Source organism: Cupriavidus taiwanensis LMG 19424 (assembly GCF_000069785.1).
GTDB classification, from domain to species: domain Bacteria; phylum Pseudomonadota; class Gammaproteobacteria; order Burkholderiales; family Burkholderiaceae; genus Cupriavidus; species Cupriavidus taiwanensis.
The window spans coordinates 16,758-40,351 of record NC_010528.1; the positions used below are offsets into that span (position 1 = coordinate 16,758).

Genomic DNA, 23,594 nt, shown 5'->3' on the forward strand with positions numbered 1-23,594 from the left:
CAAAACCGCCAGTCCCGGAAAATGGGAATGCGTGCCTAGGGATAACCCTTGGTGGGTCGCAATTTGATGGGTGGGGTGCGCGCGGCGCCGCTTCGTGATGGTCAGTAAATCCCGGGCAGCATCCGCCAGGTACGCGCGCAATAGGACGCATACGCCTCGCCGAACTGGTCGCGCAGCAGCGCTTCTTCCGCCCGGATGCGCGCCAGCAGCGGCGGCACCATCAGCAACGTCAGCACTACCCCCACGCCGGAGCGGAAGGCCAGCCCCCATCCCAGCGAACTGGTCAGGAAGCCGAGGTAGCTGGGATGCCGGATCACGCCGTAGATGCCGGTGGTCACGAGCGTGTGCCCGGGCTGGATCGCCACCAGCCCGCTGAAGCGGTTGCCCAGCACGAACACCGGCCACAGCCGCAGCACGCCGCCGCCGGCGAACATGGCCACGCCGGCCCAGCGCATGGTGTCGCCGTCGATCGTCCAGACGCCGAGGCGGTCGGTAAAGGGCGGCAGGTAGGCCGCCAGCAGCCCCAGCACGCCGAACACGGCCAGTACCCAGCGGTTGCCGCGGTCCTCGCGCATGCCGCTGCTGACGTTGCCGCCGGAAAAGACTGCGGCAATGGCGAGCGCAAAAAGGACCAGCGCCAGCGCGATGCGCGCCGGGTGGGCAAAAAAGGGCCCCGGGCCGCCCCAGCCGGCAATGGCGATGGCCAGGTAGGCAAGCGTGCCGGCCAGCGTGGCCATGGTCAGGCCGGGAGTCGGGCGCATGGAAACCTCCGTGGCGACGGTAGATGCACAAGCGAAGGGTAAGCCGCGGGCGGCGTGCATGTCGAGGGTGGCCGGCTCGTGCTTAAATCAGCGTTTTGCGCCCGCCGGATAGCTGCGCGCAGCGAAACACTATCGCCACACCTCCATGCCCCTGATCGATATCAAGAACCTCCAGCAAGCCGCCTACGACTTCGGCGAAGCCCGTCACTGGGGCAAGTACCACAGCCCCAAGAACCTCGCGATGGCACTGAGCGTCGAGGTCTCGGAACTGGTCGAGATCTTCCAGTGGCAGACCGAGGACGAATCGCGCGCCATCATGTCCACGCCCAAGCGCGAGCACGTGGAGCAGGAGCTTGCGGACATCACCATCTATCTGGCCCAGCTGGTGACGGCGCTCGGCGTGGATCTCGACGCCGCGGTGCGGGCGAAGATGGAAATCAATGCGAGGAAGTATCCGGTGCCGGAGTGAGTCGCACAGGCGGGTGCGCTTACGCCAATGACCAGTTGGGATCGGCGATCAGCCGCGCCAGCCAACCCGCCCCATACAACCCCATCCCGAACACCGCATGCGTCACCAAGCTATGCATCCGCGCCACATACGGCTGTGGCGTGCGGCTGGCCGCGATACCTGCGCCCATCGCGGGCTGCATCAGCAGGAAGGGCGCGGCGACGCTGCCGATGCCTACGATCAGGGCCGGTGCCAGCGTCGGCTGGCGCGCCCAGTCCAGGCCCCATAACCCCAGCAGTATTCCCGCAAACGCGATGCCGGTCAGGTAATGCGCGATCCAGCCGATGGCCTGTTCGCCGCGCACAGGGTGCGTGGCGGCGATGGCGTGATGATGGAAGCGTCCGCGTGGCAGCCACGCGAGCCAACGTCCGACCAGGCCATAGTTCAGCGCGGGTACGCCGAGCAGCCGTTTGCGCACGATGGCCCAGGCATCCATGACCAATGTGGCGCCGGTGCCGATGACCGTGGCGTGGAGCAGCATCGCGGTGGCGTGATCAGGCATGGTTCGTGTCCTGGCGCCTGGGCGTAGCGGCCGCGGTCGCGCGGGCCGTGATGGTCCAGCACGCTGCGGTGTAGCGCACGGTGTCGCCCTGCACGTAGGGATCGAACGCGGCGCGGACGGTTGCGGCGACGCGCTCGCGCGTGGTCGGGTCGGCGCCTTGCAGCGCCAGCCCGACCGGACCAAGTCGCGACAGGTAGCCGGCCAGCGCCGGCTCCGGCAATGTGCAAGTCACGTCGGTCGGGCGGATATCGATATCGCCCCAGCCGCTCGTTTGCAGGATCGACAACACGCGCTCGCGGTTACCGAAGGCAAACTGGCCCGGCGCGCCGGGCTGGCGCGGCGGCAGGTTCGGCAGCAGCGGGGCGGCCGCGCGTTCGGCGGTGGTCATGAAGGGGTTTTCGGCGGCGCTGCGCCAGGCGATGCAGTGCAGCGTGGCATCAGATGTCGCGGCCCGGCGCAGGTTGGCGAAGGCGCGCACCGGATCGCTGAAGAACATCACCCCCAGGCGCGACACGATCATGTCGAAGCTCGCTGCAGCGAAGGCATGTTCCTGCGCATCGGCGTGGATGAAGCTTGCGTTGATGCCCTCGCGTTGCGCGCGGGTCCGCGCGACGGCGAGCATCGGCCCGGAAATATCGACGCCGGTGCAGTGGCCTTGCGCACCGATGTGCCGCGCCAGCGCGAGCGTGGTGCTGCCGGTGCCGCAGCCGACGTCGAGGATGCGCTGCGCCGCGGCGTTGCGGGCGGCCTGCACCAGTTGCGCTTCCATTGGCCGGAACATGTCGTCCAGCAGGCCCTGGTGCTCGACCCAGGCCTGGCCGGAGACGCCGTTCCACAGTGCGGCCTGCTCGCCGCCGTTGCCGCTGATTTGCTGTTGTTCACCCATGGTCTTATCCCTTGCCTGGCTGGAAGCTACACTGTGCCAGTTCAAGTCGACTTGAGGTCAAGCGGTGAGAAGCCTGGATATTGCGGAAGTGGCGCGGCAGGCCGGCGTGCCGGCCTCGACGCTGCGGTACTACGAGGAAAAGGGGCTGATCGTGTCGATCGGCCGGCGCGGCATGCGGCGTGTGTTCGATGCAGGGGTGCTGGAGCGGCTGGCGCTGATCGCGCTGGGGCGCGCGGCGGGCTTCTCGCTGGACGATATTGCGCAGATGTTCTCGCCGCAGGGCCAGCCGCGCATCGACCGGCAGATGCTGGCCGCCAAGGCGGACGAGCTGGACCGGACCATCCGCAAGCTGACGGCGATGCGCGACGGGTTGCGGCATGCGGCGGTGTGCCCGGCGCCGAGCCATATGGAGTGTCCGACCTTCCAGAGGATCGTGCGGGCCGCCAGCACCGGCGCCATCGGCGGGCGGCGCGAGCGTCCCGCCGTGCCGCCGGCCAAGGCGCGATGACTGCCTGGGATCTCAGTCCAGCCTGAACTGGCCCACCGCCCCCGCAAGGCTGCCCGCCTGCGTCTGCAGCGCCGCAGCCGCCGCGGTCGACTGCTCCACCAGCGCCGCGTTCTGCTGCACCATCTGGTCCAGCTGGCTCACAGCCATATTCACTTCTTGAATGCCGCGGGTCTGTTCCATCGCTGCGTGAGTGATCTCGCTAATAATGCCGGTGACTTTCGAGACGTTGCTGACGATCTCGCCCATGGTGTCGCCGGCACGGCGAACCTGCTCGGAGCCCGAGGCGACGCTGCCTACGGTGGTCTCGATCAGGGTCTTGATCTCCCGCGCGGCCTGGGCGCTGCGCTGGGCCAGCGCGCGCACCTCGCCGGCAACCACGGCGAAGCCCCGGCCCTGGTCGCCGGCGCGCGCGGCTTCGACGGCGGCGTTCAGCGCCAGGATGTTGGTCTGGAAGGCGATGCCCTCGATCACGCCGATGATGTCCGACACCTTGACCGACGCGGTCTCGATCTGGCCCATGGTGCTGATCACATCGCCGATCACCACGCCGCCGTCGGCGGCGACGCGCGAGGCGGCGGCGACCGAGTCGTTGGCGTGCTGCGCCGAGTTGGCCGACTGGCCGACGGTGGCGGTGATCTCTTCCATCGACGCGGCGGTCTGCTGCAGGCTGGCGGCGGCTGACTCGGTGCGGCGCGACAGGTCCATGTTGCCGGCGGCGATCTCGTCGGCGGCGGCGCGCACCGATGCGCTGGCATCGCGGATCTGCCGCATGATCGTGCAGAGCTTGTCGGCGAAGGTGTTGAAGGCACGCGCGATCTGGGCCACCTCGTCGTTCCCGTTTGCGGGCAGGCGCTGGGTCAGGTCGCCGTCGCCCGAGCCGATCGCGTCCATGGCGTCGCGCACGGTGGACAGGCCGCGCAGCGACATCGTTGCCACGCCCCACACCACCGCGGCAGCCACGCCGGCGATCAGCACCAGCGCGATGACCGAGGCGATCAGCACGGAGCGCATGCCGGCGGTGGCCTCGGCCTTGTCCAGCGCGACGATGACCAGCCAGTCGGTGCCGGGGATGGCGCGCGCGCCGAGCAGCTTGGCGCTGCCGCGCACGTCGACTTCCAGTGGCGTCTTCGCGCCCGCCAGCGCGGCGAGCTTGTCGGCGCCGAGCGCGGGCACGAGGTCAGTGACCGGCTTGAGCGTGAGCTTGTCGTCGGTATGGGCGACGATGTCTCCGTTCCGGGCCACGAGCATGCCGAAGCTCGCCGGCGACGGGTGGATCGCCTTGACGTTGGTGATCACCGTATCCATGGCGACATCGCCGGAGACCACGGCTTGCACGCTGCCGTCGCGCACCACCGGCGCGGCGAACGCCACCACCAGCTTGCCGGTGCCGGCATCGACGTAAGGCGGCGTGACCACCGGTTTGCCGGCCGCGGCGGCCTGTTGGTACCACGGACGGCCGGTGGGGTCGTAGCCGGGCGGGATGCCTTGCGGGTTGGAAAACTTCGCGGTCTTGTCGGCGTAGCCGACGTAGACGTTGGTAAAGCCGCCGGCCTGGGCAATCTGCCGGAGCGCGGCATCGGGTTCGGGCTGCAGCACGGCGTCCTGCAGCGACTCGATCATGCGGCTGTGCGAGGCCACCCAGTCGACGATGGCGCTGGCATGGCCGCTCTGCACCGCGGCCAGGCTGCTGTCGATGGCGTCTTCGTTATGGCGATTGGCAACGAACTGGTTCAGTGCCGTGTTGATGGCGAGCGCGGCGACCACGATGGCAACGCACAGGGCCACGATCCGCGCGCGGATGGTAGTGAACATCAAGGGGAATCCTTCGTAAGGAATCGTTGGGGGCGTTTGCAGGAATCTGCAGCGTGGGATTTCCACCCCGCTGTATACGGAGCGCGCCGGGCCGACTTGAGCAAAGTGATGCATGCGCTTACGTTCGCCGCAGTTGACGAAACAATGCAGCGAGAATCGTTGCGATCGCGCAAGACCTCCTGATCAGTCATGCAGACAAGGGGCCGGACTTTTTCACAACGTATTACAAAGATTTACACCGGTTATGCGAACCGGCACATATGCTGCGATCAACCCATACACAATAAGCGGAGATATCACCGTGTCATTCCTTGCCAAGACTTCTGCACCGTTGCGCCTGCTTGCCCTGAGCGGCGTCCTTGCGCTGGCCGCCTGCGGCGGTGGCGGCGGTGATGATGGCGGCGATGCCGGGCGCGGCACGCTGCAGGTGTCGATGACGGATGCGCCTGCCTGCGGCTTCAGCAATGTCTTTGTGACGGTCAACAAGGTGCGCGTGCACAGCAGCGCCAGCGCCGACACCAGCGCCGGGGGCTGGGTCGACATCGACGTCGTGCCCGCGCGCAAGATCGACCTGCTGTCGCTGACCAACGGCGTGATGACGGTGCTGGGCCAGACCGCACTGCCGGCCGGCAACTACCAGCAGGTACGCCTGGTGCTGGATGCCAACCGCGGTGGCGGCGCTTCGGCCCTGGCCAATTCGGTGGTGCCCGTGGGCGGCGCCGAGCAGCCGCTCGATACCCCCAGCGCGGTGCAGTCGGGCATCAAGATCAATCGTTCGTTCTCGGTGGCGCGCGGCACGTTGACCGACCTGGTGCTGGACTTCGACGCGTGCAAGTCGGTGGTGCGGCGGGGCAATGGCACCTTTGGCCTGAAGCCGGTGGTGACCGCGATCCCGATGACCGTCAGCGGCGAAGTCAACGGCGTGGTGGCCGCGGCCCCGGGTGCGCGCGTCTATGCCGAACGCAACGGCGTGGTGGTGAAGTCGACCGTGGCGGATGCCAACGGCAGCTTCCGCCTGTCGCCGATCGAACAAAGCAGCACGGCAGGTCCGGTCGACGTGGTGGTGGTGCCGGGCGCGGCCAACGCCAAGGCGGCGGGCATCGTGCGCGGCGTGCCGGTGGTGGTGGGTACGCCCACGGCGATCTCGACCGCCGCGGCGCCGATGACGCTGCCGGCTTCGACCTATCGCCGGGTCTCGGGCACGGTGGCGCCGGCCTCGGCCGAAGCCACGCTGCGCGCGCTGCAGCTGGTCAGCGGCGGTACCTTTGAAATCGCCGCGACGGCGGCGGCCAGCGATACCGGCGCCTACAGCCTGTTTGCGACCGAACCCGCGCTGCCGGTGGCCGCGCCGGTGGTAGGCACCTACCAGGCCGCGCTGCCGATCCCGCTGTCGGCGGACGGCGCCGCGGCTGGCAAGTACAGCATCCAGGCCACCAGCGTCAGCGGGGCCGTGCAGACGCAGCCCGCGGACGTCAATATCGCGGACGTGCTGCTCAATTTCTCGTTCTGAACCCGGGGGATCGGGGAGCGGGCCGGAAGGGGGCAATGCCCTCTTCCGGTTTTTTCATGGGCGACGGCCTCCGGCGATGACGCCACCACGCGGCGCGGTTTCCCGCTAGACTGCCAGTCTCGCGCTTCGGGAGACCGCGCCATGCCTGCACGCACCGCCGCGAAGGCCGCATCCACGCCAGCCGCAGCCTCTGCGGCCGCGTCCGGGGCCCCGTCCAAAACTCCATCGGCCGCGCCATCGCGCAAGGCCGCAGCGCCGGCCGGGCTGGTGCGCGTCGGCATCGGCGGCTGGAACTACGCGCCGTGGCGCGACAATTTCTATCCGGCGAAGCTGCCGCAGTCGCGCGAACTGGCCTACGCCAGCCGGCACCTGAGCGCGATCGAGATCAACAGCACCTATCACGGCACGCAGAAGCGCACCTCGTTCGCCAAGTGGCGTGACGAGACGCCCGATGACTTTGTCTTTGCGGTGAAGGCCTCGCGCTTTGCCACCAACCGCCGCGTGCTGGCCGAGGCCGGCGACTCGATCGCGCGCTTTATCGACAGCGGCATTGCCGAGCTGGGCCGCAAGCTGGGGCCGGTGGTGTGGCAGTTCGCGCCGACCAAGCAGTTCGATGCGGAGGACTTCGAGGCCTTCCTGCAATTGCTGCCGGCCTCCGTGGAAGGCGTGTCGCTGCGTCACGTGCTCGAGGTGCGGCACGACAGTTTCCTGTCGCCGGACTACCTGGCTCTGGCGCGCAAGTACAAGGCCGCCACGGTCTTCACCGATTCGCGGAAATTCCCTTCGATGGCGGACCTGACCGCCGATTTCGTCTACGCGCGGCTGATGGAAAGCAGCGAGAAGCTGAAGACCGGCTATGGTCCGAAGGCGCTCGACCAATGGGCCGCACGCGCGCGGTCGTGGGCGCAGGGCGCGCAGCCGGACGACCTGCCGGTGCTTGGTGATCGTCAGCCCACGGCGCGCCAGCGCGAGGTCTTTCTCTTCTTCATCAACGGTGCCAAGGAACGCGCGCCGGCCGCGGCCCAGGCGCTGCTGGAGCGGCTGGGCTGGACGCCGCCCGCCGATGCGGCTGCCTGACGTCGGCTCGCTATAATCCCGCATGAACTCGACCCCCGCCCAGCCGCCAGCCGGCCCCGCTTTCTCCGCCCTGCCCTTGTCGCCCGCCATGCTCGCCACCCTGGCGCAGCTCGGCTACGACGAAATGACGCCGATCCAGGCGGCCAGCCTGCCGATCACATTGGCCGGCCAGGACCTGGTGGCGCAGGCCAAGACCGGCAGCGGCAAGACCGCGGCGTTCGGGCTGGCGCTGCTGCACCGGCTCGATCCGCGCCGCTTCGACGTACAGGCCATGGTGCTGTGTCCCACGCGCGAGCTGGCCGACCAGGTCACGCAGGAAATCCGCCGCCTGGCGCGCGCCGAAGAGAACGTCAAGGTGCTGACGCTGTGCGGCGGCTCGCCGATGCGCCCGCAGGTCGACAGCCTGATCCATGGCGCGCATATCGTGGTCGGCACGCCGGGCCGCATCCTCGACCACATCGACCGCGGCAGCCTGGACCTGGCGGCCATCAACACGCTGGTGCTCGACGAGGCCGACCGCATGCTCGACATGGGCTTCTTCGACGATATCGCCTATGTGGCCAGCCGCTGCCCCAGGGACCGGCAGACGCTGCTGTTTTCGGCGACCTACCCGCCCGGCATCGACAAGCTGAGCCACCGTTTCCTGCGCAATCCGCAGTCGCTCAAGCTGGAAGCCACGCACGACAACACCACCATCCGCCAGCGCTTCTACGAGGTGGAAGAGAGCGAGCGCCTCAACGCCGTGGGACGGCTGCTGGACCACTTCCGCCCGGCCAGCACGCTGGCCTTCTGCAATACCAAGGCGCGCTGCCGCGACCTGGTGGAGTTGCTGCGCGCGCAGGGCTACCAGGCGCTGGCGCTGCATGGCGAGCTGGAGCAGCGCGAACGCGACCAGGTGCTGGTGCAGTTCGCCAACCGCAGCTGCTCGGTGCTGGTCGCCACCGACGTGGCCGCGCGCGGGCTCGATATCGCCCAGCTCGAGGCGGTGATCAATGTCGAGATCACGCCGGACCCGGAGGTCCACGTGCACCGCATCGGCCGCACCGGGCGTGCCGACCAGGAGGGCTGGGCCTTCAGCCTGGTCAGCATGGACGAGATGGGGCGCGTGGGCAACCTGGAGCAGCACCACGGTGGTGAGTTCGAATGGCACCCGCTGGCCGAGCTGACGCCGGCCAGTTCCGAACGCCTGCTGGCGCCGATGGTGACGCTGCAGATGCTGGGCGGCCGCAAGGAAAAGATCCGTCCCGGCGACATCCTCGGCGCGCTGACGGGCGAGGCCGGCTTTGCCAAGGAGCAGATCGGCAAGATCAACGTGCTGGAAATGTCGACCTATATCGCCGTCGAGCGCAGCATCGGGCGCGAGGCGGTGAAGCGGCTCAATGCCGGCAAGGTCAAGGGCAAGAAGGTGAAGGTGCGGATGCTGACGGAGTAGTGCGGGCGCCCGGTATGGGGAGCGCCACACGCTTGCTTACAAAGATTAGCGTAAGTCACCCTGTAAGGTCGCGCATTCCTTTGCTACTCTGGTTCCATTGGCAGCAAGCCAGGTAGCGCCAGCCGCATCTTTCTCGACGGAAAAGGAGTTGGTGATGAAAACCGCACGCCAGGTTCTGGAGTCCAAGCCGAGTCAGGCCATCTACAGCATTCCGCCCACGGCGACCGTCTACGCCGCGCTGCAGCTGATGGCCGAGAAAGGCATCGGCGCGCTGCTGGTCATCGAGCATGGCGAGATCAAGGGCATCCTCAGCGAGCGCGACTACGCGCGCAAGGTGATCCTGATGCAGCGCACCTCGCGCGAGACGCTGGTGCGCGACATCATGACCACCGCGGTGATCTACGTCAGCGCCAACCAGACCACCGACGAATGCATGGCGCTGATGACCCGGCACCGCCTGCGCCACCTGCCCGTGATGGAGGGCAACCAGCTGATCGGCATGCTGTCGATCGGCGACCTGGTCAAGGACATCATCTCCGAGCAGCAGTTCATCATCGAGCAGCTCGAGCATTACATCACGGGCGGTGGCCGCTAGCGGTTGCCTCCGAACACCACCGTCATTCCCGCCGGCGCGGGAATGACTCGATCCCGCTGCAAGCACGATATTCGCTGGACGCATATAATTATGCGTTCGCTGAATTAGGCCACCCGCTCCGGCGTCACGCCCCCCTCGCGCGGTTCCCGGCCCAGATTCCCTGCTTTCGACGTTGCTTTCGCCGCACATTGCTGCGGCCCTGTGCTTGCCCATGTCTTCGCCCGCCTCCGCCGGTTCCACCGCGCCCGCTGTCTCTTCCAGGCCCGATCCCGCGTCCGCCCTGCCCGTCCATGACCACCGGGCGGTGATGCGCGTGATCGGCGGCATCGTGCTGTGCATCCTGCTGGCCGCGCTCGACCAGACCGTGGTGATCCCGGCGGTGCCGGCGATTGCCAATGACCTGAACGGCTTCGGCCACCTGTCGTGGATCGTCACGGCCTACCTGATCGTGTCGACGGTGACCACGCCGCTGTACGGCAAGCTGTCCGACAGCTTCGGGCGGCGGCGACTGCTGATGGTGGCGATCACGCTGTTTATCGGCGCCTCGGTGGCGTGCGCGCTGGCACAGACGCTGGGGCAGCTGATCCTGTTCCGCGCGCTGCAGGGCGTGGGCGGCGGCGGGCTGATGTCGCTGGCGCAGGCCGCCATCGCCGACGTGGTGGCGCCGCGCCAGCGCGGGCGCTATCAGGGCTACCTGGCCACGGTATGGGCGGTGGCGTCGATCGCCGGGCCGCTGGTGGGCGGCTGGGTCTCGGACCACATGTCGTGGCGCTGGCTGTTCTGGGTCAATGTGCCGCTGGGCCTGCTGGCGATGTTCATGTGCTACCGCGGCCTGGCCATGCTGCCCGCGCGCGGCGGGCGCGCGCGCGTGGACTGGCTCGGCGCGCTGCTGCTGGCGGTGGCCATCGTCGCCTTCCTGCTGGCGATGAGCTGGGGCGGCGACGTCTATGACTGGCTCTCGCCGGAACTGGGCGCGCTGCTGCTGGCCGCCGTCGCTGCCGTGCTGCTGCTGACCTGGCAGGAGCGCCGCGCGGCCGACCCGATGCTGCCGCCGCGCCTGTTCGCCAACCGCGCCTATGTGCTCGGCGTGGCCGCGTCGGCGCTGGCCGCGCTGGACATCTTCCTGTGCATCTTCGCCCTGCCCCTGCACTTCCAGCTGGTGCGCGGCGCCGATGCGTCGACCTCCGGTCTGCTGGTGATGCCGTTCCTGCTGGCGACGGTGGCGGGCAACTTCATCGTGGCGTGGCTGGCGCCGCGCGTGGGCCGCCTGCGCGGCATCCTGACCGCGGGCTATATCGCCGGCGCGCTGGGCCTGATCGTGCTGGCACTGGTGACCCCGGCCGTGCCGCTGGCCGTGGTGCTGGCGGCGATGACGCTGGCGGGCGTGGGCCTGGGCATCACCATGGTGGCGACGCTGATGAGCGTGCAGAACGCGCTGGAGCGGCGCGATACCGGCGCCGGCACCGGCGCGCTGCTGGTGCTGCGCTCGCTCGGCAGCGCGCTGGGCGGCGCGGTGGCCGGCACGCTGCTGACACTGGAGTTCCGCCATGCGCTGGCGGCTTCCGGGGTCACGCAGGCGCTGGACCTGGGCGCGCTGCGCCATGGCAGCGAGGCCTTCGCGCAGCTGTCGCCGTCGGTGCGCGCGGTGCTGGCCGGTGGCGTGGAGTCCGGCTTCCACCTGATCTTTGCGGTGGGCGCGGCGGCGGCGGTACTGGCGCTGCTGATCGTGCGGCGCATGCCGGACGTCGAGCTGCGCAGCAGCGTCACCGAGCACGCCGCCACGCTGGCGATGGACTGACGCGGGGCGCATCCGACAGGCCCCCATCGGCGTAGACTACGCGTACCCGAACCAGCGAGCCGACCACCGGAGCCCCGTCGCCATGAGCCGTCGCCCTCTGCCTTTCCGCCTGTCCGTTCCCCTGGCTGCCGCCCTCACCCTGGCAGCCGCCAGCGGGGCCCTGTTGCCGGCACCGCTGCGCGCCGCCGACAAGCCCGCCACGTCCACGGTCCCTGCCGCTGCGGGCGCCTGCCCGGCATCGCTCAACTTCACCTTCCCGCGCCTGCAGGACGACGCGCCGCAGAACCTGTGCCAGTACGCGGGCAAGGTGGTGCTGGTGGTCAATACCGCGAGCTATTGCGGCTTCACGCCGCAGTACGAGGGGCTGGAGGCGCTGTACGCCAAGTACAACGCGCGCGGGCTGGTGGTGCTGGGCTTCCCGTCCAACGACTTCTCGCAGGAGCCAGGCTCGCAGAAAGAGATCGCGGACTTCTGCTACAACACCTACGGCGTCAAGTTTCCGATGCTGGGCAAGTCGCATGTGCGCGGCAGCGAGGCCAACCCGATGTATGCGCTGCTGGCAAAGCAGACCGGCACCGCGCCGAAATGGAATTTCTACAAGTACCTGATCGGCCGCGACGGCAAGGTGGTGGCCAGCTACGGCAGCCGCACCACCCCGGACGACAAGGAGCTGGTGGCGAAGATCGAATCGCTGCTCGCCGCGCCGCGCTGAGCAGCGATCCTGTGCCGCGCGGCTGCGCTCAGTCGCGCACCAGCCCTTCGGCCCGCATCGCTTCCTGCACCGCGGGCCGCGCCGCAACGCGCGACAGGTATTGCTGCAGCGCCGGGTAGTCGTTCAGCGGCAGCTTCAGGATGCGGGCCCAGCCGACGATGGTGAAGCAGTACGCATCGGCCACCGTGAAGGTGTCGCCGGTCAGGTACTGGCGGGTTTGCAGGTGCTGGTCAAGTTCGGCAAAGCGGCGCTGCAGCTTCGCCTTGCACTCGTCCTGCGTGCTTTGCGCGGTTTCCTTGTGCCACAGCCACGGGCTGAAGACCTTGTGCAATTCCGTCGACACCAGCGTGATCCAGCCGGTGGCTTCGAGGCGCTCGCGGGTGCCGGCCGCCGGCAGCAGCTTGCGTTCGGGAACGAGATCGGCAACGTACTGCAGCAGCGACGCCACCTCGGTATGGCGCGAGCCGTCGTCCAGCTGCAGCAGCGGCACGTAGCCGCGCGGGTTGATGGTGTAGTAGTCGTCGGTGCCGTTCTCGGGCACGGCCAGCTTGTGCGTGTGCAGGTCGACTTTGGCCAGCGTGACCGGCAGGCCGGCTTCGCGCAGGGCGATATGGACGGCCATCGAGCAGACGCCCGGAGTGTAGTAGAGCTTCATCGCGATCCTGTGGTGGTTGCCTGGCCGCCACGCCATGCGGCGGCCGTGGAGGCAGTCTAGGATCGGGGCCCTTATGCGGCAATGCGCGTCCTTGCGGACGCGCATTGCAGATCTGCACAGGACTGGGGACGTCGCCCTGGCTTACTCGACTTCGCGGAACAGGCGGCCCCAGCCGCGCAGTTCGCGCGTATCCACGCCGCACAGGCGCAGCGACTTCCAAACCACCGTGGAGATGGTGTCGTACAGCGGGATGCCGGTTTCCGCTTCCAGTGCTTCGGCCAGGTGCGCGGCGCGCAGGTTGGTGCAGAACGTGGTGATGGCCTGGGGCTGGTGCTGCGCCAGACCGAGCACCATCTCGCGGATGGTGTCTTCCTCGACCTCGGCGAAGCTGTAGTTCACGTGCAGGTCCAGGTGGCTCTCGGCCACGCAATGGAATCCGCTGCGCTCATAGTTGGCGATGATGCGCTGCTGCACGTCGTCCAGGTACGGCGTGGCCAGGCCGAAGTTGCGCGCGCCGGTCTTTTCCAGGATCTCGTTGAGCGCCAGCACCGAGGTGGTGGCCGGGATGCCGGTGGCTTCGGTGATCTGCTTGCACAGTGCTTCGTCCTTGTCGAAGCCGAGCCAGCCGGACGAGGTGCCGTTCCACGCGATGACATCGACGCGCGCGTCGGCCAGCAGGCTGGCGGCGGCCAGGATCTTGTCGAGGTTGAACTGGCCCAGGGCCTGGTCACGCAGCGAGATCTCGGTCACGGTGAAACGCGAGAAATGCGCGCTGACATGGGGCAGGCCGGCGACCATTGCGCTGGTGATGGGCTCGAGCGCAGTGTTGGAAGACGGCGTCAGCATGCCGAGTCGGATTTGCTTGGTCATTGTGGTTCTGTCTCAGGAGTGAGTGCGGGCGCCGGGACGTTGCCGGCGCCTGTCGCGGGATGTCTTCTGTTTGCGGAGCTCGGTGATCCGACGGGTCTTAGACGGGAATCTTAGTCTCGTAGTCGATCGCGGTGGAAGCCAGCAGCAGGCCCACGCCGGCCGCGGCGAAGAACATCAGCGCCAGGAAGTACGAGCCGGTGAACTGCACGATCATGCCGACGATGATCGGCACCGAGATGCCGCCGATGTTGCCGCCCAGGTTCATCACGCCGCCCAGGAAGCCCACCTTGTTGCGCGTGCCCAGCATCGACGGCACGCACCAGAACAGGCCACACCAGCGCAGGAAGAACAGCGTGGAAGACAGCAGCACGACCACCACCACCGGGTCGGTGACATAGGCCACCGAGAAGATCGACGCCGTCGCCACCACCGCGGCGATGCCGAACAGCGTGCGCATCACCACGTTGGGCCGGCCGCCGGCTTCCTTCCATTTGTCGGCGATCCAGCCGCCGATCAGTTCGCCGACGAAGCCGCTGAAGAAGATGATGAAGCTGGCGCCGCCCATCTGCTTGATGTCGAAGCCGTGCACCTTGTTCAGGTAGTTGGGCATCCAGGTCAGCAGTCCGTAGAACACGGTGTTGAAGCACATCCAGCCGATCGCCATGCACCACACCGAGCGGTACTTGAAGAAGTCGAGCGAGCGGCCCGACAGGTTGGCCGGCTCGGCGCGGTGTTCATTGGCCAGGGCGTCTTCGATGTAGCGCGCTTCCAGCTCGTTGACGCCGCGGTGCTCGCGCGGGGAGTTGCGCACGTAGTACCAGGCCAGCACGCCGGCCAGCACCGTGCCCACGCCGGCGACGATAAAGGCGAGGCGCCATGAACCCAGCGAGGCGATCAGCCAGGTGATGATGATCGCGCCCAGGGCCGCGCCCAGCGGGGCGCCGCCGTCCAGCAAGGTGGCGCCGCGGCCGCGCTCGTTCTGCGTCATCCAGATCGCGTTGAGCTTGCCGCCGGCCGGGTAGATCGGCGCCTCGGCCGCACCCAGGCCCAGGCGCGTCAGCAGCAGCTGCGTGGAGTTGGTCGTGAAGGCAGCCACGGCCTGGGCGATGCCCCAGAACACGGTGGCGCACGCGATCACGATGCGCGGCTTGTACTTGTCGGCCAGCATGCCGCCCGGCACCTGCATCAGCGCGTAGGTCCAGAAGAAGGAGCTGAGGATCAGGCCCTGCATGGTGGGGCTGAGGTCGAACTCCTTGGCGATCAGCGGCATGGCCACCGACAGCGAGGCGCGATCGATGTAGTTGATCGCGATAAGAAACAGCATCATCAAAAAAATCTTCCAGCGCACCGAGGTTCTGGCCTCGGTCATCACTGTTGCCCGCGTTGTCGTCTGCATGACGGCGTCTCCTGTTTTCGTCCTTCGGTTGAGGCAGTTCTGATGGGGGTGTCGCGCAACAGGCCGGAGTATAGGATACGTAATCTGTAATTACAACGCGTGTAAGTTATTGATTTTACGATGTTGCGGATGCACAATTTCAGGGTGTGGTAGCCTTGCTGTGGTGCATTTCCCCATTTTGGTGACGTCTGTGACACAAACGCTTTCCCCCTCCGCGCGCCTGCGCACGCTTGGCATGTCGGCCGAGATCGCCGCGCGGCTGCGCACCATGATCGAAGAGGGCGAACTTCCGCCCGGCGCGCGCATCGACGAACGCGCCTTCTGCGAGACCTTCGATGTGTCCAAGACGCCGCTGCGCGAGGCGCTGAAGGTGCTGGTGTCCGAGGGGCTGGTGCTGCACCGGCAGTACATCGGCTACCGGGTGGCGCCGCTGGACCTGGAAGAACTGCGCGCCACCTTCGAAACCCTGCACGGGCTGGAGGCGCTGGCGGGCGAGCTGGCGGCGCAGCGGCTGGGCCCGGCGGCGATGGCCAAGCTGGAGCGGCGCCACCAGGCCATGATCGATGCCCATGCCGCCGGCCGGCGCACCGACTATTTCCGCATCAACCAGGAGATCCACCAGCTCATCATCGACGGGGCCGCCAACCCGGTGCTGGCCGGCGTCTACGCCGCGCTGATGAGCAAGGTCCACCGCGCGCGCGGCGCCGCCAACGCCGATACCCTGCGCTGGCAGGAGTCGCACGAAGAACACGAGGCCATCATGGCCGCGTTGCGCGAGCCCGGCCGGCCGCGGCTGGCCCAGGTGCTGCGCAGCCACTCCGAGAACACCGCCCGGGAAGTGCTGACCGTGGTGGCGCAAACGCTGGCCGAAGGCACCGCGCGCAACGGCGCGCTCAAGCAATCCGCCTGAACCCCCTTAACCCTCCACCCACAACGACGACGATGAAACTGGTTCGAGTAGGCAACCCCGGCGCCGAGCGCCCCGGACTGATCGATGCGGCAGGCCGCGTGCGCGACCTGTCCGGCGTGATCCCCGATGTCGATGCGGCGCAGCTGGCGCCAGCGGCGCTGGAAGCGCTGGCGCGGCTCGACCCGCAGACGCTGCCTGTCATCGAAGGCGCGCGCTTTGGCGTGCCCTGGACCGGTATCGGCAAGATCGTGGCGATCGGCCTGAACTATGCCGACCACGCCGCCGAAGCCGGCATGCCGCTGCCGGCCGAGCCGATCGTATTTCTCAAGGCCAATAGCTCGCTCAATGGCCCCAACGATGCGGTGATGCTGCCGTTCGGCTCGCACAAGACCGACTGGGAAGTGGAGCTGGGCGTGGTCATCGGCACCACCGCGCGCAATGTCTCGCGCGAGCAGGCGCTGGAGCACGTGGCCGGCTACTGCGTGGTCAACGACGTCTCGGAGCGCGAGTTCCAGATCGAGCGCGGCGGCACCTGGGACAAGGGCAAGGGCTGCGACACCTTCTGCCCGGCCGGCCCGTGGCTGGTGACCCGCGACGAAGTGCCGGACGCGCAGGCGCTGGGGCTGTGGCTGGAGGTCAACGGCGAGCGCGTGCAGCAGGGCACCACCGCGACCATGGTGTTCGACGTCGCCACGCTGGTCAGCTATGTCAGCCGCTTCATGACGCTGCTGCCCGGCGACCTGATCGCGACCGGCACCCCGCCCGGGGTGGGCATGGGCTGCAAGCCGCCGCGCTTCCTGAAAGCTGGCGACACCATGCGGCTGGGCGTGGATGGACTGGGCGAGCAGGTGCAGCGCGTGGTGGCGTACGGCGAGCGCTGATCCTGGACGCCAAAAGGGTTCCCCATCGATACGCTTTCATACAAAGCGTTGGGTTTCCATACAAAGCGTACGATTAGGGCAACAGTTCTGGCGCAGAAAGCAGCCGGATTACATGGTTTTACAGGAAATACCGGGCATGACGTTTCGCTGGGCTTTTCTGCGTGAAATACTGGTTATACAGGTTTCGCCAGAGAGCAAAACGTCATGTCCGAGCACGCCCCCGAAATCGAGTCTTATCTCGGCGCCACACTCCAGTCCCCCGCGTCGCCACTGAAGCACCGATACTGCGCGCTGGCCGATACCCTCGACAGCCGCGCCGAACTCGAAGCCATCCGGCGCAATATCCACCAGCACCCCGAACTGGCCTTCGACGAGGTCCGCACCGCCGGCCTTGTCGCCACCTTGCTCGAAGGGTGGGGCTACGCGGTCACGCGCGGCGTGGGCGGAACCGGGGTGGTGGGTACGCTGCGCTGCGGCGAGAGCGGCCACAGCGTGGGCATCCGCGCCGACATGGACGCCCTGCCGATCCACGAGCGCACCGCGCTGCCGTACGCCAGCGTCAATGCGGGCCGCATGCACGCCTGCGGCCACGACGGCCATACCGCGATCCTGCTGGGCGCGGCCAGGCAACTGGCGCGCACGCGCAACTTCAACGGCACCGTGCATCTGATCTTCCAGCCGGCCGAGGAAATCGGCGCCGGCGGCGGGGCCGAGCGCATGCTGACCGACGGGCTGTTCGAGCGCTTTCCCTGCGACGCCATCTTCGGCCTGCACAACCATCCGGGCGTGGAGCAGGGCACTTTCCTGTTCCGTTCCGGCCCGTTCATGGCGGCCTGCGATACTGTCACCATCACCATTCGCGGCAAGGGCGGCCACGCCGCACGCCCGCACCAGTCGGTCGATCCCATCCTGGTGGCGGGCAGCCTGGTGATGGCGCTGCAATCGGTGGTGTCGCGCTATGTCGATCCGAACGAAACCGCGGTGGTGACGATCGGCACGCTGCACGCCGGCCACGCCCCCAACGTGATTCCGGACAGCGCCCGCATGGAACTCAGCGTGCGCTCGTTCAGCCCCGACGTGCGCGCCTCGCTGGAGCACCGCATCCGCCAGCTCGCCACGGCGCACGCCGAAGGCTACGGCGCGGTGGCCGAGATCGACTACGTGCGCGGCTACCCGGTGCTGGTCAACAGCGAGCGCGAGACCGAATTCGCGCGGCAGGTGGCCGAGGAGCTGGTCGGCACCGGCAAGGTGGTGGACCAGGCCGCGCGCATCGCCGGCAGCGAGGACTTTGCCTACTTCCTGCAGCAGCGCCCGGGCTGCTTCGTGCGGCTGGGCAATGGCGCCAACCAGCCGCTGCTGCACAACGCCGGCTACGACTTCAACGACGACAACCTGACCGTCGGCGCGGCGTACTGGACGCGGCTGGTGGAGCGCTACCTGGGCCACTGAGCCCGGGTTCCGCGCTACGGGGCCTCAACGGAAGAACGCGCTCGGCGGCACGCCGAACTGCCGCCGGAACATGGTCGCGAACGCGCTCGGGCTGTCGTAGCCGAGGTCCAGCGCCACATCCACCACCTTGCTGCCGGCCGCCAGCTTTTCCAGCGCGGCCAGCAGGCGCGCCTGCTGGCGCCATTGGCCGAAGGTCATGCCGGTTTCGCGCGCAAAGCGGCGCTGGATGGTCTTGGGGTCCAGTCCCAGCCGCGCGCCCCAGTCCGCCAGGGTCAGCGCGGTGTCGGGGGCGTCGGCGATGGCCTCGCAGATCTGCCGCAGGCTGGCGTCGGCCGGGCGCGGCAGGTGCAGCGGCAGCGACGGCACCAGCATCACTTCATCGAGCAGCAGCCGCATCAGGCGCGCGTCGCGCGTGTCGGGCGCGTAGGGCAGGGCGATCTCCACCGCGGCCAGGATCAGCTCGCGCAGCAGCGGCGAGATGCCCAGCACCGTGCAGCGCTGCGGCAGGTCGGGCGCGGCATCGGGGCGGATATAGGCGGTGCGCATCTGCACCCGCCCTACCATGCGGATCCAGTGCGTGGTGCCGCCCGGCATCCACATGCCGCGCGTGGGCGGCACGATCCACTGGCCTTCGGCGGTGGCCACCACCATCACGCCATGCACGGCGTGGATCAGCTGCGCATGCGGATGCTGATGCGGCTGGGTCACGTGGCCCGGCAGGTAGTCGGCCGCCATCGCCGTGACCGGCAGCGGGCTGCGGTCGAAGCGGAAATAGGGCGGCGGATCGGCGTAGGTATCGCCCAGCGCCAGCGTCTCGGGCGTGGGATCGGGAAGCGGCTGGCGGGATCGGCGGCTGTCGGGGGCCGCGGCGGAAAGAGGGCGGGGGGCGCGCGCCATGTCCTTTTCTCCAAGGTTGCGAACCTATTCTCGCAGGACAGGCGCCGGCGTGCCAGCTAGCATCGGTGCTCAGATCCTTCATGGCCGGCGCCCCCGTCGGCCGCTTTCCGTTTGTCGAGAGCCGCCAATGAGCACAACCATCGACTCCGCGCCGGCTGGCGCAGCCCCCGCGACCCCCTCGCTTTCCCCGTCCCCGCAGGCGGAACGCACCGGCTTCCGCGTGCTGTCCGCGATCAGCTTCGCCCACTTCCTCAACGACATGATCCAGTCGTTGATCCTGGCGATCTATCCGATGCTGAAGGGCGGCTTCAATCTCAGCTTCACCCAGATCGGGCTGCTGACCATGACCTACCAGGTCACTGCGTCGCTGCTGCAGCCGGTGGTGGGCCTGTACACCGACAAGCATCCCAAGCCGCATTCGCTGTCGGTGGCGATGGGCTTTACGCTGGCCGGCCTGCTGCTGCTGTCGGTCGCGCCCAGCTATGGCGTGCTGCTGGTGGCCGCGGCGCTGGTCGGTACCGGTTCGTCGATCTTCCATCCGGAGTCATCACGTGTGGCGCGCATGGCATCGGGCGGCCAGCACGGGCTGGCGCAGTCGATCTTCCAGGTCGGCGGCAATGGCGGCAGCGCCATGGGCCCGCTGCTGGCCGCGCTGATCGTGCACCAGCAAGCCAGCCTGGCGTGGTTCTCGCTGGCCGCGCTGGTGGGCATCGTGGTGCTGTGGCGCATCGGCGGCTGGTACGCGCGCCAGCTGGCGCAGGGGGCGCGCAAGCGCAAGGCGGCCGGTGCGACCGCCAGCCCGGTGGCGACGCGCGTGGTGGTGCGGGCCATGGTGGTGCTGATGGTGCTGGTGTTCTCCAAGTACTTCTACATGGCCAGCCTGACCTCGTACTACACCTTCTATCTGATGGAGCGCTTCGCGCTGGCGCGCCAGGACGCGCAGCTGCACCTGTTCCTGTTCCTGTTCGCGGTCGCGGCCGGCACCATCCTGGGCGGCCCGATCGGCGACCGCATCGGCCGCAAGCGCGTGATCTGGGCCTCGATCCTGGGCGTGGCGCCGTTCACGCTGCTGCTGCCGCACGTGGGCCTGTTCTGGACCACGGTGCTGACCTTCATCATCGGCTTTATCCTGGCCTCGGCGTTCTCGGCGATCCTGGTGTTTGCGCAGGAGCTGATCCCCGGCAAGGTCGGCATGGTGTCGGGGCTGTTCTTCGGCTTTGCCTTCGGCATGGGCGGCATCGGCGCCGCGGTGCTGGGCGGCATGGCCGATACCCACGGCATCCGCGCGGTGTACGAGTACTGCGCCTACCTGCCGCTGCTGGGGCTGCTGACGGTGTTCCTGCCGGATCTGCGCGAAGGGCCGCAGCGCGCCTGAAGCGGGCCTGAAGCGGGCCAGGCGAGCGCGCGGCGCTCAGTCGCCTGACTTGCCTTCGCCGCCATCGCCCGGTGGCGGCTCGAACATGCGCAGCCAGCGGCGCAGCAGCGCGGCCAGCTGCGCGCGCTCCGTCGCGGTCAATCCTTCCAGCAGGCGGTGCTCGTTGGCCACGTGCAGTGCCAGCGCATGGTCGACGCGCGCGCGGCCGGCGTCGGTGAGCGCCACCAGCAGCCCGCGCCGGTCGTCCGGCTTGGGTTCGCGCCGCACCAGTCCGGCCCGCTCGAGGTGGTCGAGCCGGTTGGTCATGGTGCCCGAGGTGATCATCAGCGAACCGATCAGCGCCCCCGGCGACAGCGCATAGGGCGGCCCGGCCCGCCGCAGCGTCGCCAGCACATCGAACTCCCACGGCTGCAGCCCGGTTGCGCCCAGCGCGGCCTCGATCGCCCGGCCGGTATGGCGGTTAAGCCGGCCCAGACGCCCCAGGATGCCCATCGGCGAAGTATCGAGGTCAGGCCGTTCGCGCGCCCATTGGGCGAGGATGCCGTCGACATGGTCGGGCGCGTCTTCGGGTTTGCGGCGGGAGGTCATCAGGGCAGGCAGGACGAAGCGGATCGAAGTATCTTGACATCAATCAATCGCCTTCGTAAAGTGATTTATCTTGACATCAAGAATATCGACATGAAGGCGAATGCCAATTCCACGACTGGGATCGCCGGCTCAAGCCTGAAGGACATCCTGCTGACCGGCCTGGCCCCCGCAATCTGGGGCAGCACCTACCTTGTCACCAGCCAGTGGCTGCCGCCGGGACAGCCCTTGCTTTCCGGCGTAATCCGGGCGCTGCCGGCCGGGCTGGCGATGCTGGCCTTCGGCAGGCAGCTGCCGCGGGGCGGCTGGTGGTGGCGCGCAGCGGTGCTGGGCGTGCTCAATATCGGCTTCTTCCAGGCGATGCTGTTCATCGCCGCTTACCGGTTGCCGGGCGGCGTGGCGGCAACGGTCGGCGCGATCCAGCCGTTGATCGTGGTGGTGCTGGCGTGGGCCTGGCTGGGTGCGCGGCCGCGCCCCGCCGCGTGGATGGCCGGCGCGGGCGGCCTGCTGGGCGTGGCCCTGCTGGTGCTCGGGCCGGCCGCCCGGCTGGATGCGGTGGGCGTCGCGGCGGCGGCCGCGGGAGCGGTGTCGATGGCGGTGGGCACGGTGCTGACGCGGCACTGGCGGCCGCCGGTGTCGCCGCTGGTGCTGACGGCATGGCAGTTGTGCGCGGGCGGGCTGTTCCTGCTGCCGTTCGCGCTGGTGCTGGAACCGCTGCCGGGGCATTTCACGCCGGTCAACTGGCTGGGCTACGCGTGGCTCAGCGTTGTCGGCGCCGGTTTCAGCTATGCGCTGTGGTTCCGCGGGGTAGCGCGCATGGCGCCGGCGGCGGTGGCGGCGCTGGGCCTGCTCAGTCCGGTCAGCGCCACCGTGCTCGGCTTCCTGGTGCTCGGGCAGTCACTGACGGCAGTGCAGGCCGCGGGTGCGCTGCTGGTGCTGGCCAGCGTGTGGCTTGGCCAGCGCGCGACGGCACCCGCCACGGCGGCGCGCACGCAGGCGGCCTGATGTCATCCGCGAAGGGTGCTGCTGCCGCGCGGAATTTTGCGGCATCATGGCGGGCACTCGAGACAGACGTGCCCCGTTTCCGCCGACGCCGCCGACGATGCCAGCCGCCCCAGACCCTTCCGCCCCCGCCACGCCGCCCTGCGAGCGCTGCCTGGCGCTGGCCGACGACCCCCGCCGGCGCGAGCCGCCGGCCTGCCTGGCCTTGCGCGGCACCGCGCCGGTGGTGACCCAGAGTGCCGCCGGCGTGCCGTACAGCATGCTTTCGTTCTGCTGCCGCGACTGCGGCACGGGCTGGCGGCTCTATGACCGCGCCAACGAACTCTTTGTCTCCTGGGTGCCGGAGCGGGCGCTGGAGCGCTGAGCACGCCGCATGGATCGGCTAAGATAGCGGCTGTTCCACGCCGGGCCGGCCCGTTGCCGCCGCCTGGCCGCTTCCGTCGAATCTCTCCCGCGAATTTCTCCCGCTTTTCCATCATGGCCTTCCCCTTCCGCACGTCGCTGCTGGCTGCAGCGTGCGTCGTCAGTGCCGCCGCATCCGCCCCCGCCGCCGCGGCGGACGCCTATCCCAGCCGCCCGATCCGCCTGATCGTCGCCTATCCCACCGGCGGCATCAGCGACACCGTCGCGCGCGCGCTCGGCGAGCGCCTGTCGGCGCAGATGGGTACGTCGGTCGTGGTGGAGAACAAGGCCGGCGCGGGCGGCAGCATCGGCATCGATGCGGTGGCCAAGGCAGCGCCGGACGGTTACACGCTCGGCTTCGCCGCCACCAGCCCGCTCACGCTCAATCCGCATGTCGGCCGCGTCAACTACGATCCGCAGAAGGACGTGGCGCCGGTCATGAGCGTGATGTACTCGCCGGTGCTGGTGGTCGCGACTTCCGCGTTCAGCGGCAAGAGCTTTGCCGACGTGGTCGGCCAGGCGAGCGCCAAACCGGGTTCGGTACGCTGGGCCACGTCGGGCCTGGGCACGGTCGGCCACGTGGTGCTGGAACAGATCAAGCAGAAGTCGAAGGCCGACATCGTGCTGATCCCGTACAAGGGCGCGGGCCAGCAGATGAACGATGCGCTTGGCGGCCAGTTCGAGGTGATGAGCACCAACGCTAGCCCGGTGCTGAGCCAGCATATGCAGGCCGGCCGCCTGCGCGCGCTGGCGGTGGGCGCGCCCAAGCGCCTGGAGAGCCTGCCCGCCGTGCCGACGCTGGCCGAGCTGGGCTACCCCAAGGCCAACCTGACTTCCACCTTCGGCATCTTCGCGCCGGGCAAGACCCCCGCGGCCATCATCAACCGCTTGAACGCCGAGCTGAACAAGGCGCTGGCCGAGCCGGAAGTCCATGAGCGCCTGCTCAAGGGCGGCGAAGTGCCCACCGGCGGCACGCCGGCGCAGTTTGCCAAGGCCATCCGCGAAGAGTCCGCGGAGAACGCGCGCATCGTCAGGGAAGCCGGCATCAAGGCTGACTGAATGGCCGGGCCG

24 protein-coding genes are annotated in these 23,594 nt (G+C 68.5%); 15 read left to right on the forward strand and 9 right to left on the reverse strand.

The window, feature by feature from the left end; genetic code table 11:
* Positions 1-101: 101 nt before the first annotated feature.
* Complete coding sequence (locus RALTA_RS00075) at positions 102-761, reverse strand: methyltransferase family protein (protein ID WP_012351358.1); 660 nt, start codon at positions 759-761, stop codon at positions 102-104.
* Between the two features lie 145 nt (positions 762-906).
* On the opposite strand from RALTA_RS00075, the gene RALTA_RS00080 reads away from it, so the two are divergent.
* Positions 907-1,230: a nucleotide pyrophosphohydrolase gene (locus tag RALTA_RS00080; RefSeq protein ID WP_012351359.1), complete on the forward strand. Its 324-nt coding sequence runs from the start codon at positions 907-909 to the stop codon at positions 1,228-1,230.
* 19 nt (positions 1,231-1,249) lie between these two features.
* On the opposite strand, the gene RALTA_RS00085 is transcribed toward RALTA_RS00080, so the two are convergent.
* Both RALTA_RS00085 and RALTA_RS00090 read right to left on the reverse strand, forming a co-directional pair.
* Positions 1,250-1,771 carry a DUF2938 domain-containing protein gene (locus tag RALTA_RS00085; protein WP_041232027.1) on the reverse strand — a complete coding sequence of 174 codons (522 nt, stop codon included), beginning with the start codon at positions 1,769-1,771 and terminating at the stop codon, positions 1,250-1,252.
* Positions 1,764-2,657: a class I SAM-dependent methyltransferase gene (locus RALTA_RS00090; RefSeq protein WP_012351361.1), complete on the reverse strand. Its 894-nt coding sequence runs from the start codon at positions 2,655-2,657 to the stop codon at positions 1,764-1,766. The genes RALTA_RS00085 and RALTA_RS00090 overlap by 8 nt, the downstream gene beginning before the upstream one ends.
* Before the next feature lie 64 nt (positions 2,658-2,721).
* Here RALTA_RS00090 and RALTA_RS00095 point away from each other — a divergent pair, with 64 nt between their 5' ends.
* Positions 2,722-3,165, forward strand: a complete 444-nt coding sequence (locus RALTA_RS00095) for a helix-turn-helix domain-containing protein (protein WP_012351362.1) — start codon at positions 2,722-2,724, stop codon at positions 3,163-3,165.
* Positions 3,166-3,177: 12 nt separating this feature from the next.
* Here RALTA_RS00095 and RALTA_RS00100 read toward each other — a convergent pair whose 3' ends face one another.
* Positions 3,178-4,977 (reverse strand): methyl-accepting chemotaxis protein, encoded by a 1,800-nt coding sequence (locus tag RALTA_RS00100; protein WP_012351363.1) that lies wholly within the window; start codon positions 4,975-4,977, stop codon positions 3,178-3,180.
* A 301-nt stretch (positions 4,978-5,278) separates the two neighbouring features.
* Between RALTA_RS00100 and RALTA_RS00105 the strand changes: the two genes are divergently transcribed.
* The 6 genes from RALTA_RS00105 to RALTA_RS00130 all read left to right on the forward strand — a co-directional run bounded on the left by RALTA_RS00105 (position 5,279) and on the right by RALTA_RS00130 (position 12,101).
* Positions 5,279-6,487: a DUF4382 domain-containing protein gene (locus RALTA_RS00105; RefSeq protein WP_050976427.1), complete on the forward strand. Its 1,209-nt coding sequence runs from the start codon at positions 5,279-5,281 to the stop codon at positions 6,485-6,487.
* Positions 6,488-6,628: 141 nt separating this feature from the next.
* A complete protein-coding gene (locus RALTA_RS00110) occupies positions 6,629-7,564 on the forward strand; it encodes a DUF72 domain-containing protein (RefSeq protein WP_012351365.1) in 936 nt (311 codons plus the stop codon).
* A 22-nt stretch (positions 7,565-7,586) separates the two neighbouring features.
* Positions 7,587-8,996: an ATP-dependent RNA helicase DbpA gene (gene dbpA, locus RALTA_RS00115; protein ID WP_012351366.1), complete on the forward strand. Its 1,410-nt coding sequence runs from the start codon at positions 7,587-7,589 to the stop codon at positions 8,994-8,996.
* A gap of 154 nt (positions 8,997-9,150) precedes the next feature.
* Positions 9,151-9,591, forward strand: coding sequence for a CBS domain-containing protein (locus RALTA_RS00120; RefSeq protein WP_012351367.1), 441 nt, complete (start codon positions 9,151-9,153; stop codon positions 9,589-9,591).
* A gap of 211 nt (positions 9,592-9,802) precedes the next feature.
* Positions 9,803-11,389 (forward strand): MDR family MFS transporter, encoded by a 1,587-nt coding sequence (locus RALTA_RS00125; RefSeq protein WP_407637498.1) that lies wholly within the window; start codon positions 9,803-9,805, stop codon positions 11,387-11,389.
* Between the two features lie 82 nt (positions 11,390-11,471).
* Positions 11,472-12,101, forward strand: a complete 630-nt coding sequence (locus tag RALTA_RS00130) for a glutathione peroxidase (RefSeq protein ID WP_012351369.1) — start codon at positions 11,472-11,474, stop codon at positions 12,099-12,101.
* 28 nt (positions 12,102-12,129) lie between these two features.
* Here RALTA_RS00130 and gstA read toward each other — a convergent pair whose 3' ends face one another.
* The 3 genes from gstA to RALTA_RS00145 all read right to left on the reverse strand — a co-directional run bounded on the left by gstA (position 12,130) and on the right by RALTA_RS00145 (position 15,022).
* Positions 12,130-12,756 carry a glutathione transferase GstA gene (gene gstA, locus RALTA_RS00135; protein WP_012351370.1) on the reverse strand — a complete coding sequence of 209 codons (627 nt, stop codon included), beginning with the start codon at positions 12,754-12,756 and terminating at the stop codon, positions 12,130-12,132.
* 141 nt (positions 12,757-12,897) lie between these two features.
* Positions 12,898-13,626: a maleate cis-trans isomerase family protein gene (locus tag RALTA_RS00140; protein WP_012351371.1), complete on the reverse strand. Its 729-nt coding sequence runs from the start codon at positions 13,624-13,626 to the stop codon at positions 12,898-12,900.
* Between the two features lie 97 nt (positions 13,627-13,723).
* The gene (locus RALTA_RS00145; RefSeq protein ID WP_012351372.1) at positions 13,724-15,022 is read right to left on the reverse strand and encodes an MFS transporter; all 1,299 of its coding nucleotides are present in this window, start codon (positions 15,020-15,022) and stop codon (positions 13,724-13,726) included.
* 190 nt (positions 15,023-15,212) lie between these two features.
* On the opposite strand from RALTA_RS00145, the gene RALTA_RS00150 reads away from it, so the two are divergent.
* From RALTA_RS00150 to RALTA_RS00160, 3 genes are all read left to right on the forward strand, one after another.
* Positions 15,213-15,932: a GntR family transcriptional regulator gene (locus RALTA_RS00150; RefSeq protein WP_012351373.1), complete on the forward strand. Its 720-nt coding sequence runs from the start codon at positions 15,213-15,215 to the stop codon at positions 15,930-15,932.
* 32 nt (positions 15,933-15,964) lie between these two features.
* Positions 15,965-16,813: a fumarylacetoacetate hydrolase family protein gene (locus RALTA_RS00155; protein ID WP_012351374.1), complete on the forward strand. Its 849-nt coding sequence runs from the start codon at positions 15,965-15,967 to the stop codon at positions 16,811-16,813.
* 204 nt (positions 16,814-17,017) lie between these two features.
* Positions 17,018-18,262 (forward strand): M20 aminoacylase family protein, encoded by a 1,245-nt coding sequence (locus RALTA_RS00160; protein WP_012351375.1) that lies wholly within the window; start codon positions 17,018-17,020, stop codon positions 18,260-18,262.
* 24 nt (positions 18,263-18,286) lie between these two features.
* On the opposite strand, the gene RALTA_RS00165 is transcribed toward RALTA_RS00160, so the two are convergent.
* A complete protein-coding gene (locus tag RALTA_RS00165; protein WP_012351376.1) occupies positions 18,287-19,159 on the reverse strand; it encodes an AraC family transcriptional regulator in 873 nt (290 codons plus the stop codon).
* A gap of 127 nt (positions 19,160-19,286) precedes the next feature.
* Here RALTA_RS00165 and RALTA_RS00170 point away from each other — a divergent pair, with 127 nt between their 5' ends.
* Positions 19,287-20,534 (forward strand): MFS transporter, encoded by a 1,248-nt coding sequence (locus RALTA_RS00170; RefSeq protein ID WP_012351377.1) that lies wholly within the window; start codon positions 19,287-19,289, stop codon positions 20,532-20,534.
* Positions 20,535-20,570: 36 nt separating this feature from the next.
* On the opposite strand, the gene RALTA_RS00175 is transcribed toward RALTA_RS00170, so the two are convergent.
* Entirely contained in the window at positions 20,571-21,122 is a 552-nt protein-coding gene (locus RALTA_RS00175; protein WP_012351378.1) for a MarR family winged helix-turn-helix transcriptional regulator, read from the reverse strand.
* A 90-nt stretch (positions 21,123-21,212) separates the two neighbouring features.
* Between RALTA_RS00175 and RALTA_RS00180 the strand changes: the two genes are divergently transcribed.
* From RALTA_RS00180 to RALTA_RS00190, 3 genes are all read left to right on the forward strand, one after another.
* Positions 21,213-22,124: an EamA family transporter gene (locus RALTA_RS00180; protein ID WP_012351379.1), complete on the forward strand. Its 912-nt coding sequence runs from the start codon at positions 21,213-21,215 to the stop codon at positions 22,122-22,124.
* Between the two features lie 97 nt (positions 22,125-22,221).
* Positions 22,222-22,485 (forward strand): hypothetical protein, encoded by a 264-nt coding sequence (locus RALTA_RS00185; protein WP_012351380.1) that lies wholly within the window; start codon positions 22,222-22,224, stop codon positions 22,483-22,485.
* 113 nt (positions 22,486-22,598) lie between these two features.
* Positions 22,599-23,582: a Bug family tripartite tricarboxylate transporter substrate binding protein gene (locus tag RALTA_RS00190; RefSeq protein ID WP_012351381.1), complete on the forward strand. Its 984-nt coding sequence runs from the start codon at positions 22,599-22,601 to the stop codon at positions 23,580-23,582.
* Positions 23,583-23,594: the final 12 nt, after the last annotated feature.

What these genes read in the sequence shown, in the direction of transcription:
- RALTA_RS00180 (WP_012351379.1), top strand. Translation starts at nt 21,213, where the DNA reads ATGAAGGCGAATGCCAATTCCACGACTGGGATCGCCGGCTCAAGCCTG.
- RALTA_RS00175 (WP_012351378.1), bottom strand. Translation starts at nt 21,122, where the DNA reads ATGACCTCCCGCCGCAAACCCGAAGACGCGCCCGACCATGTCGACGGC.
- RALTA_RS00165 (WP_012351376.1), bottom strand. Translation starts at nt 19,159, where the DNA reads ATGGCGCGCGCCCCCCGCCCTCTTTCCGCCGCGGCCCCCGACAGCCGC.
- RALTA_RS00120 (WP_012351367.1), top strand. Translation starts at nt 9,151, where the DNA reads ATGAAAACCGCACGCCAGGTTCTGGAGTCCAAGCCGAGTCAGGCCATC.
- RALTA_RS00140 (WP_012351371.1), bottom strand. Translation starts at nt 13,626, where the DNA reads ATGACCAAGCAAATCCGACTCGGCATGCTGACGCCGTCTTCCAACACT.
- RALTA_RS00145 (WP_012351372.1), bottom strand. Translation starts at nt 15,022, where the DNA reads ATGCAGACGACAACGCGGGCAACAGTGATGACCGAGGCCAGAACCTCG.
- RALTA_RS00085 (WP_041232027.1), bottom strand. Translation starts at nt 1,771, where the DNA reads ATGCCTGATCACGCCACCGCGATGCTGCTCCACGCCACGGTCATCGGC.
- gstA (WP_012351370.1), bottom strand. Translation starts at nt 12,756, where the DNA reads ATGAAGCTCTACTACACTCCGGGCGTCTGCTCGATGGCCGTCCATATC.
- dbpA (WP_012351366.1), top strand. Translation starts at nt 7,587, where the DNA reads ATGAACTCGACCCCCGCCCAGCCGCCAGCCGGCCCCGCTTTCTCCGCC.
- RALTA_RS00160 (WP_012351375.1), top strand. Translation starts at nt 17,018, where the DNA reads ATGTCCGAGCACGCCCCCGAAATCGAGTCTTATCTCGGCGCCACACTC.
- RALTA_RS00090 (WP_012351361.1), bottom strand. Translation starts at nt 2,657, where the DNA reads ATGGGTGAACAACAGCAAATCAGCGGCAACGGCGGCGAGCAGGCCGCA.
- RALTA_RS00125 (WP_407637498.1), top strand. Translation starts at nt 9,803, where the DNA reads ATGTCTTCGCCCGCCTCCGCCGGTTCCACCGCGCCCGCTGTCTCTTCC.
- RALTA_RS00110 (WP_012351365.1), top strand. Translation starts at nt 6,629, where the DNA reads ATGCCTGCACGCACCGCCGCGAAGGCCGCATCCACGCCAGCCGCAGCC.
- RALTA_RS00130 (WP_012351369.1), top strand. Translation starts at nt 11,472, where the DNA reads ATGAGCCGTCGCCCTCTGCCTTTCCGCCTGTCCGTTCCCCTGGCTGCC.
- RALTA_RS00080 (WP_012351359.1), top strand. Translation starts at nt 907, where the DNA reads ATGCCCCTGATCGATATCAAGAACCTCCAGCAAGCCGCCTACGACTTC.
- RALTA_RS00155 (WP_012351374.1), top strand. Translation starts at nt 15,965, where the DNA reads ATGAAACTGGTTCGAGTAGGCAACCCCGGCGCCGAGCGCCCCGGACTG.
- RALTA_RS00185 (WP_012351380.1), top strand. Translation starts at nt 22,222, where the DNA reads ATGCCAGCCGCCCCAGACCCTTCCGCCCCCGCCACGCCGCCCTGCGAG.
- RALTA_RS00190 (WP_012351381.1), top strand. Translation starts at nt 22,599, where the DNA reads ATGGCCTTCCCCTTCCGCACGTCGCTGCTGGCTGCAGCGTGCGTCGTC.
- RALTA_RS00075 (WP_012351358.1), bottom strand. Translation starts at nt 761, where the DNA reads ATGCGCCCGACTCCCGGCCTGACCATGGCCACGCTGGCCGGCACGCTT.
- RALTA_RS00100 (WP_012351363.1), bottom strand. Translation starts at nt 4,977, where the DNA reads ATGTTCACTACCATCCGCGCGCGGATCGTGGCCCTGTGCGTTGCCATC.
- RALTA_RS00170 (WP_012351377.1), top strand. Translation starts at nt 19,287, where the DNA reads ATGAGCACAACCATCGACTCCGCGCCGGCTGGCGCAGCCCCCGCGACC.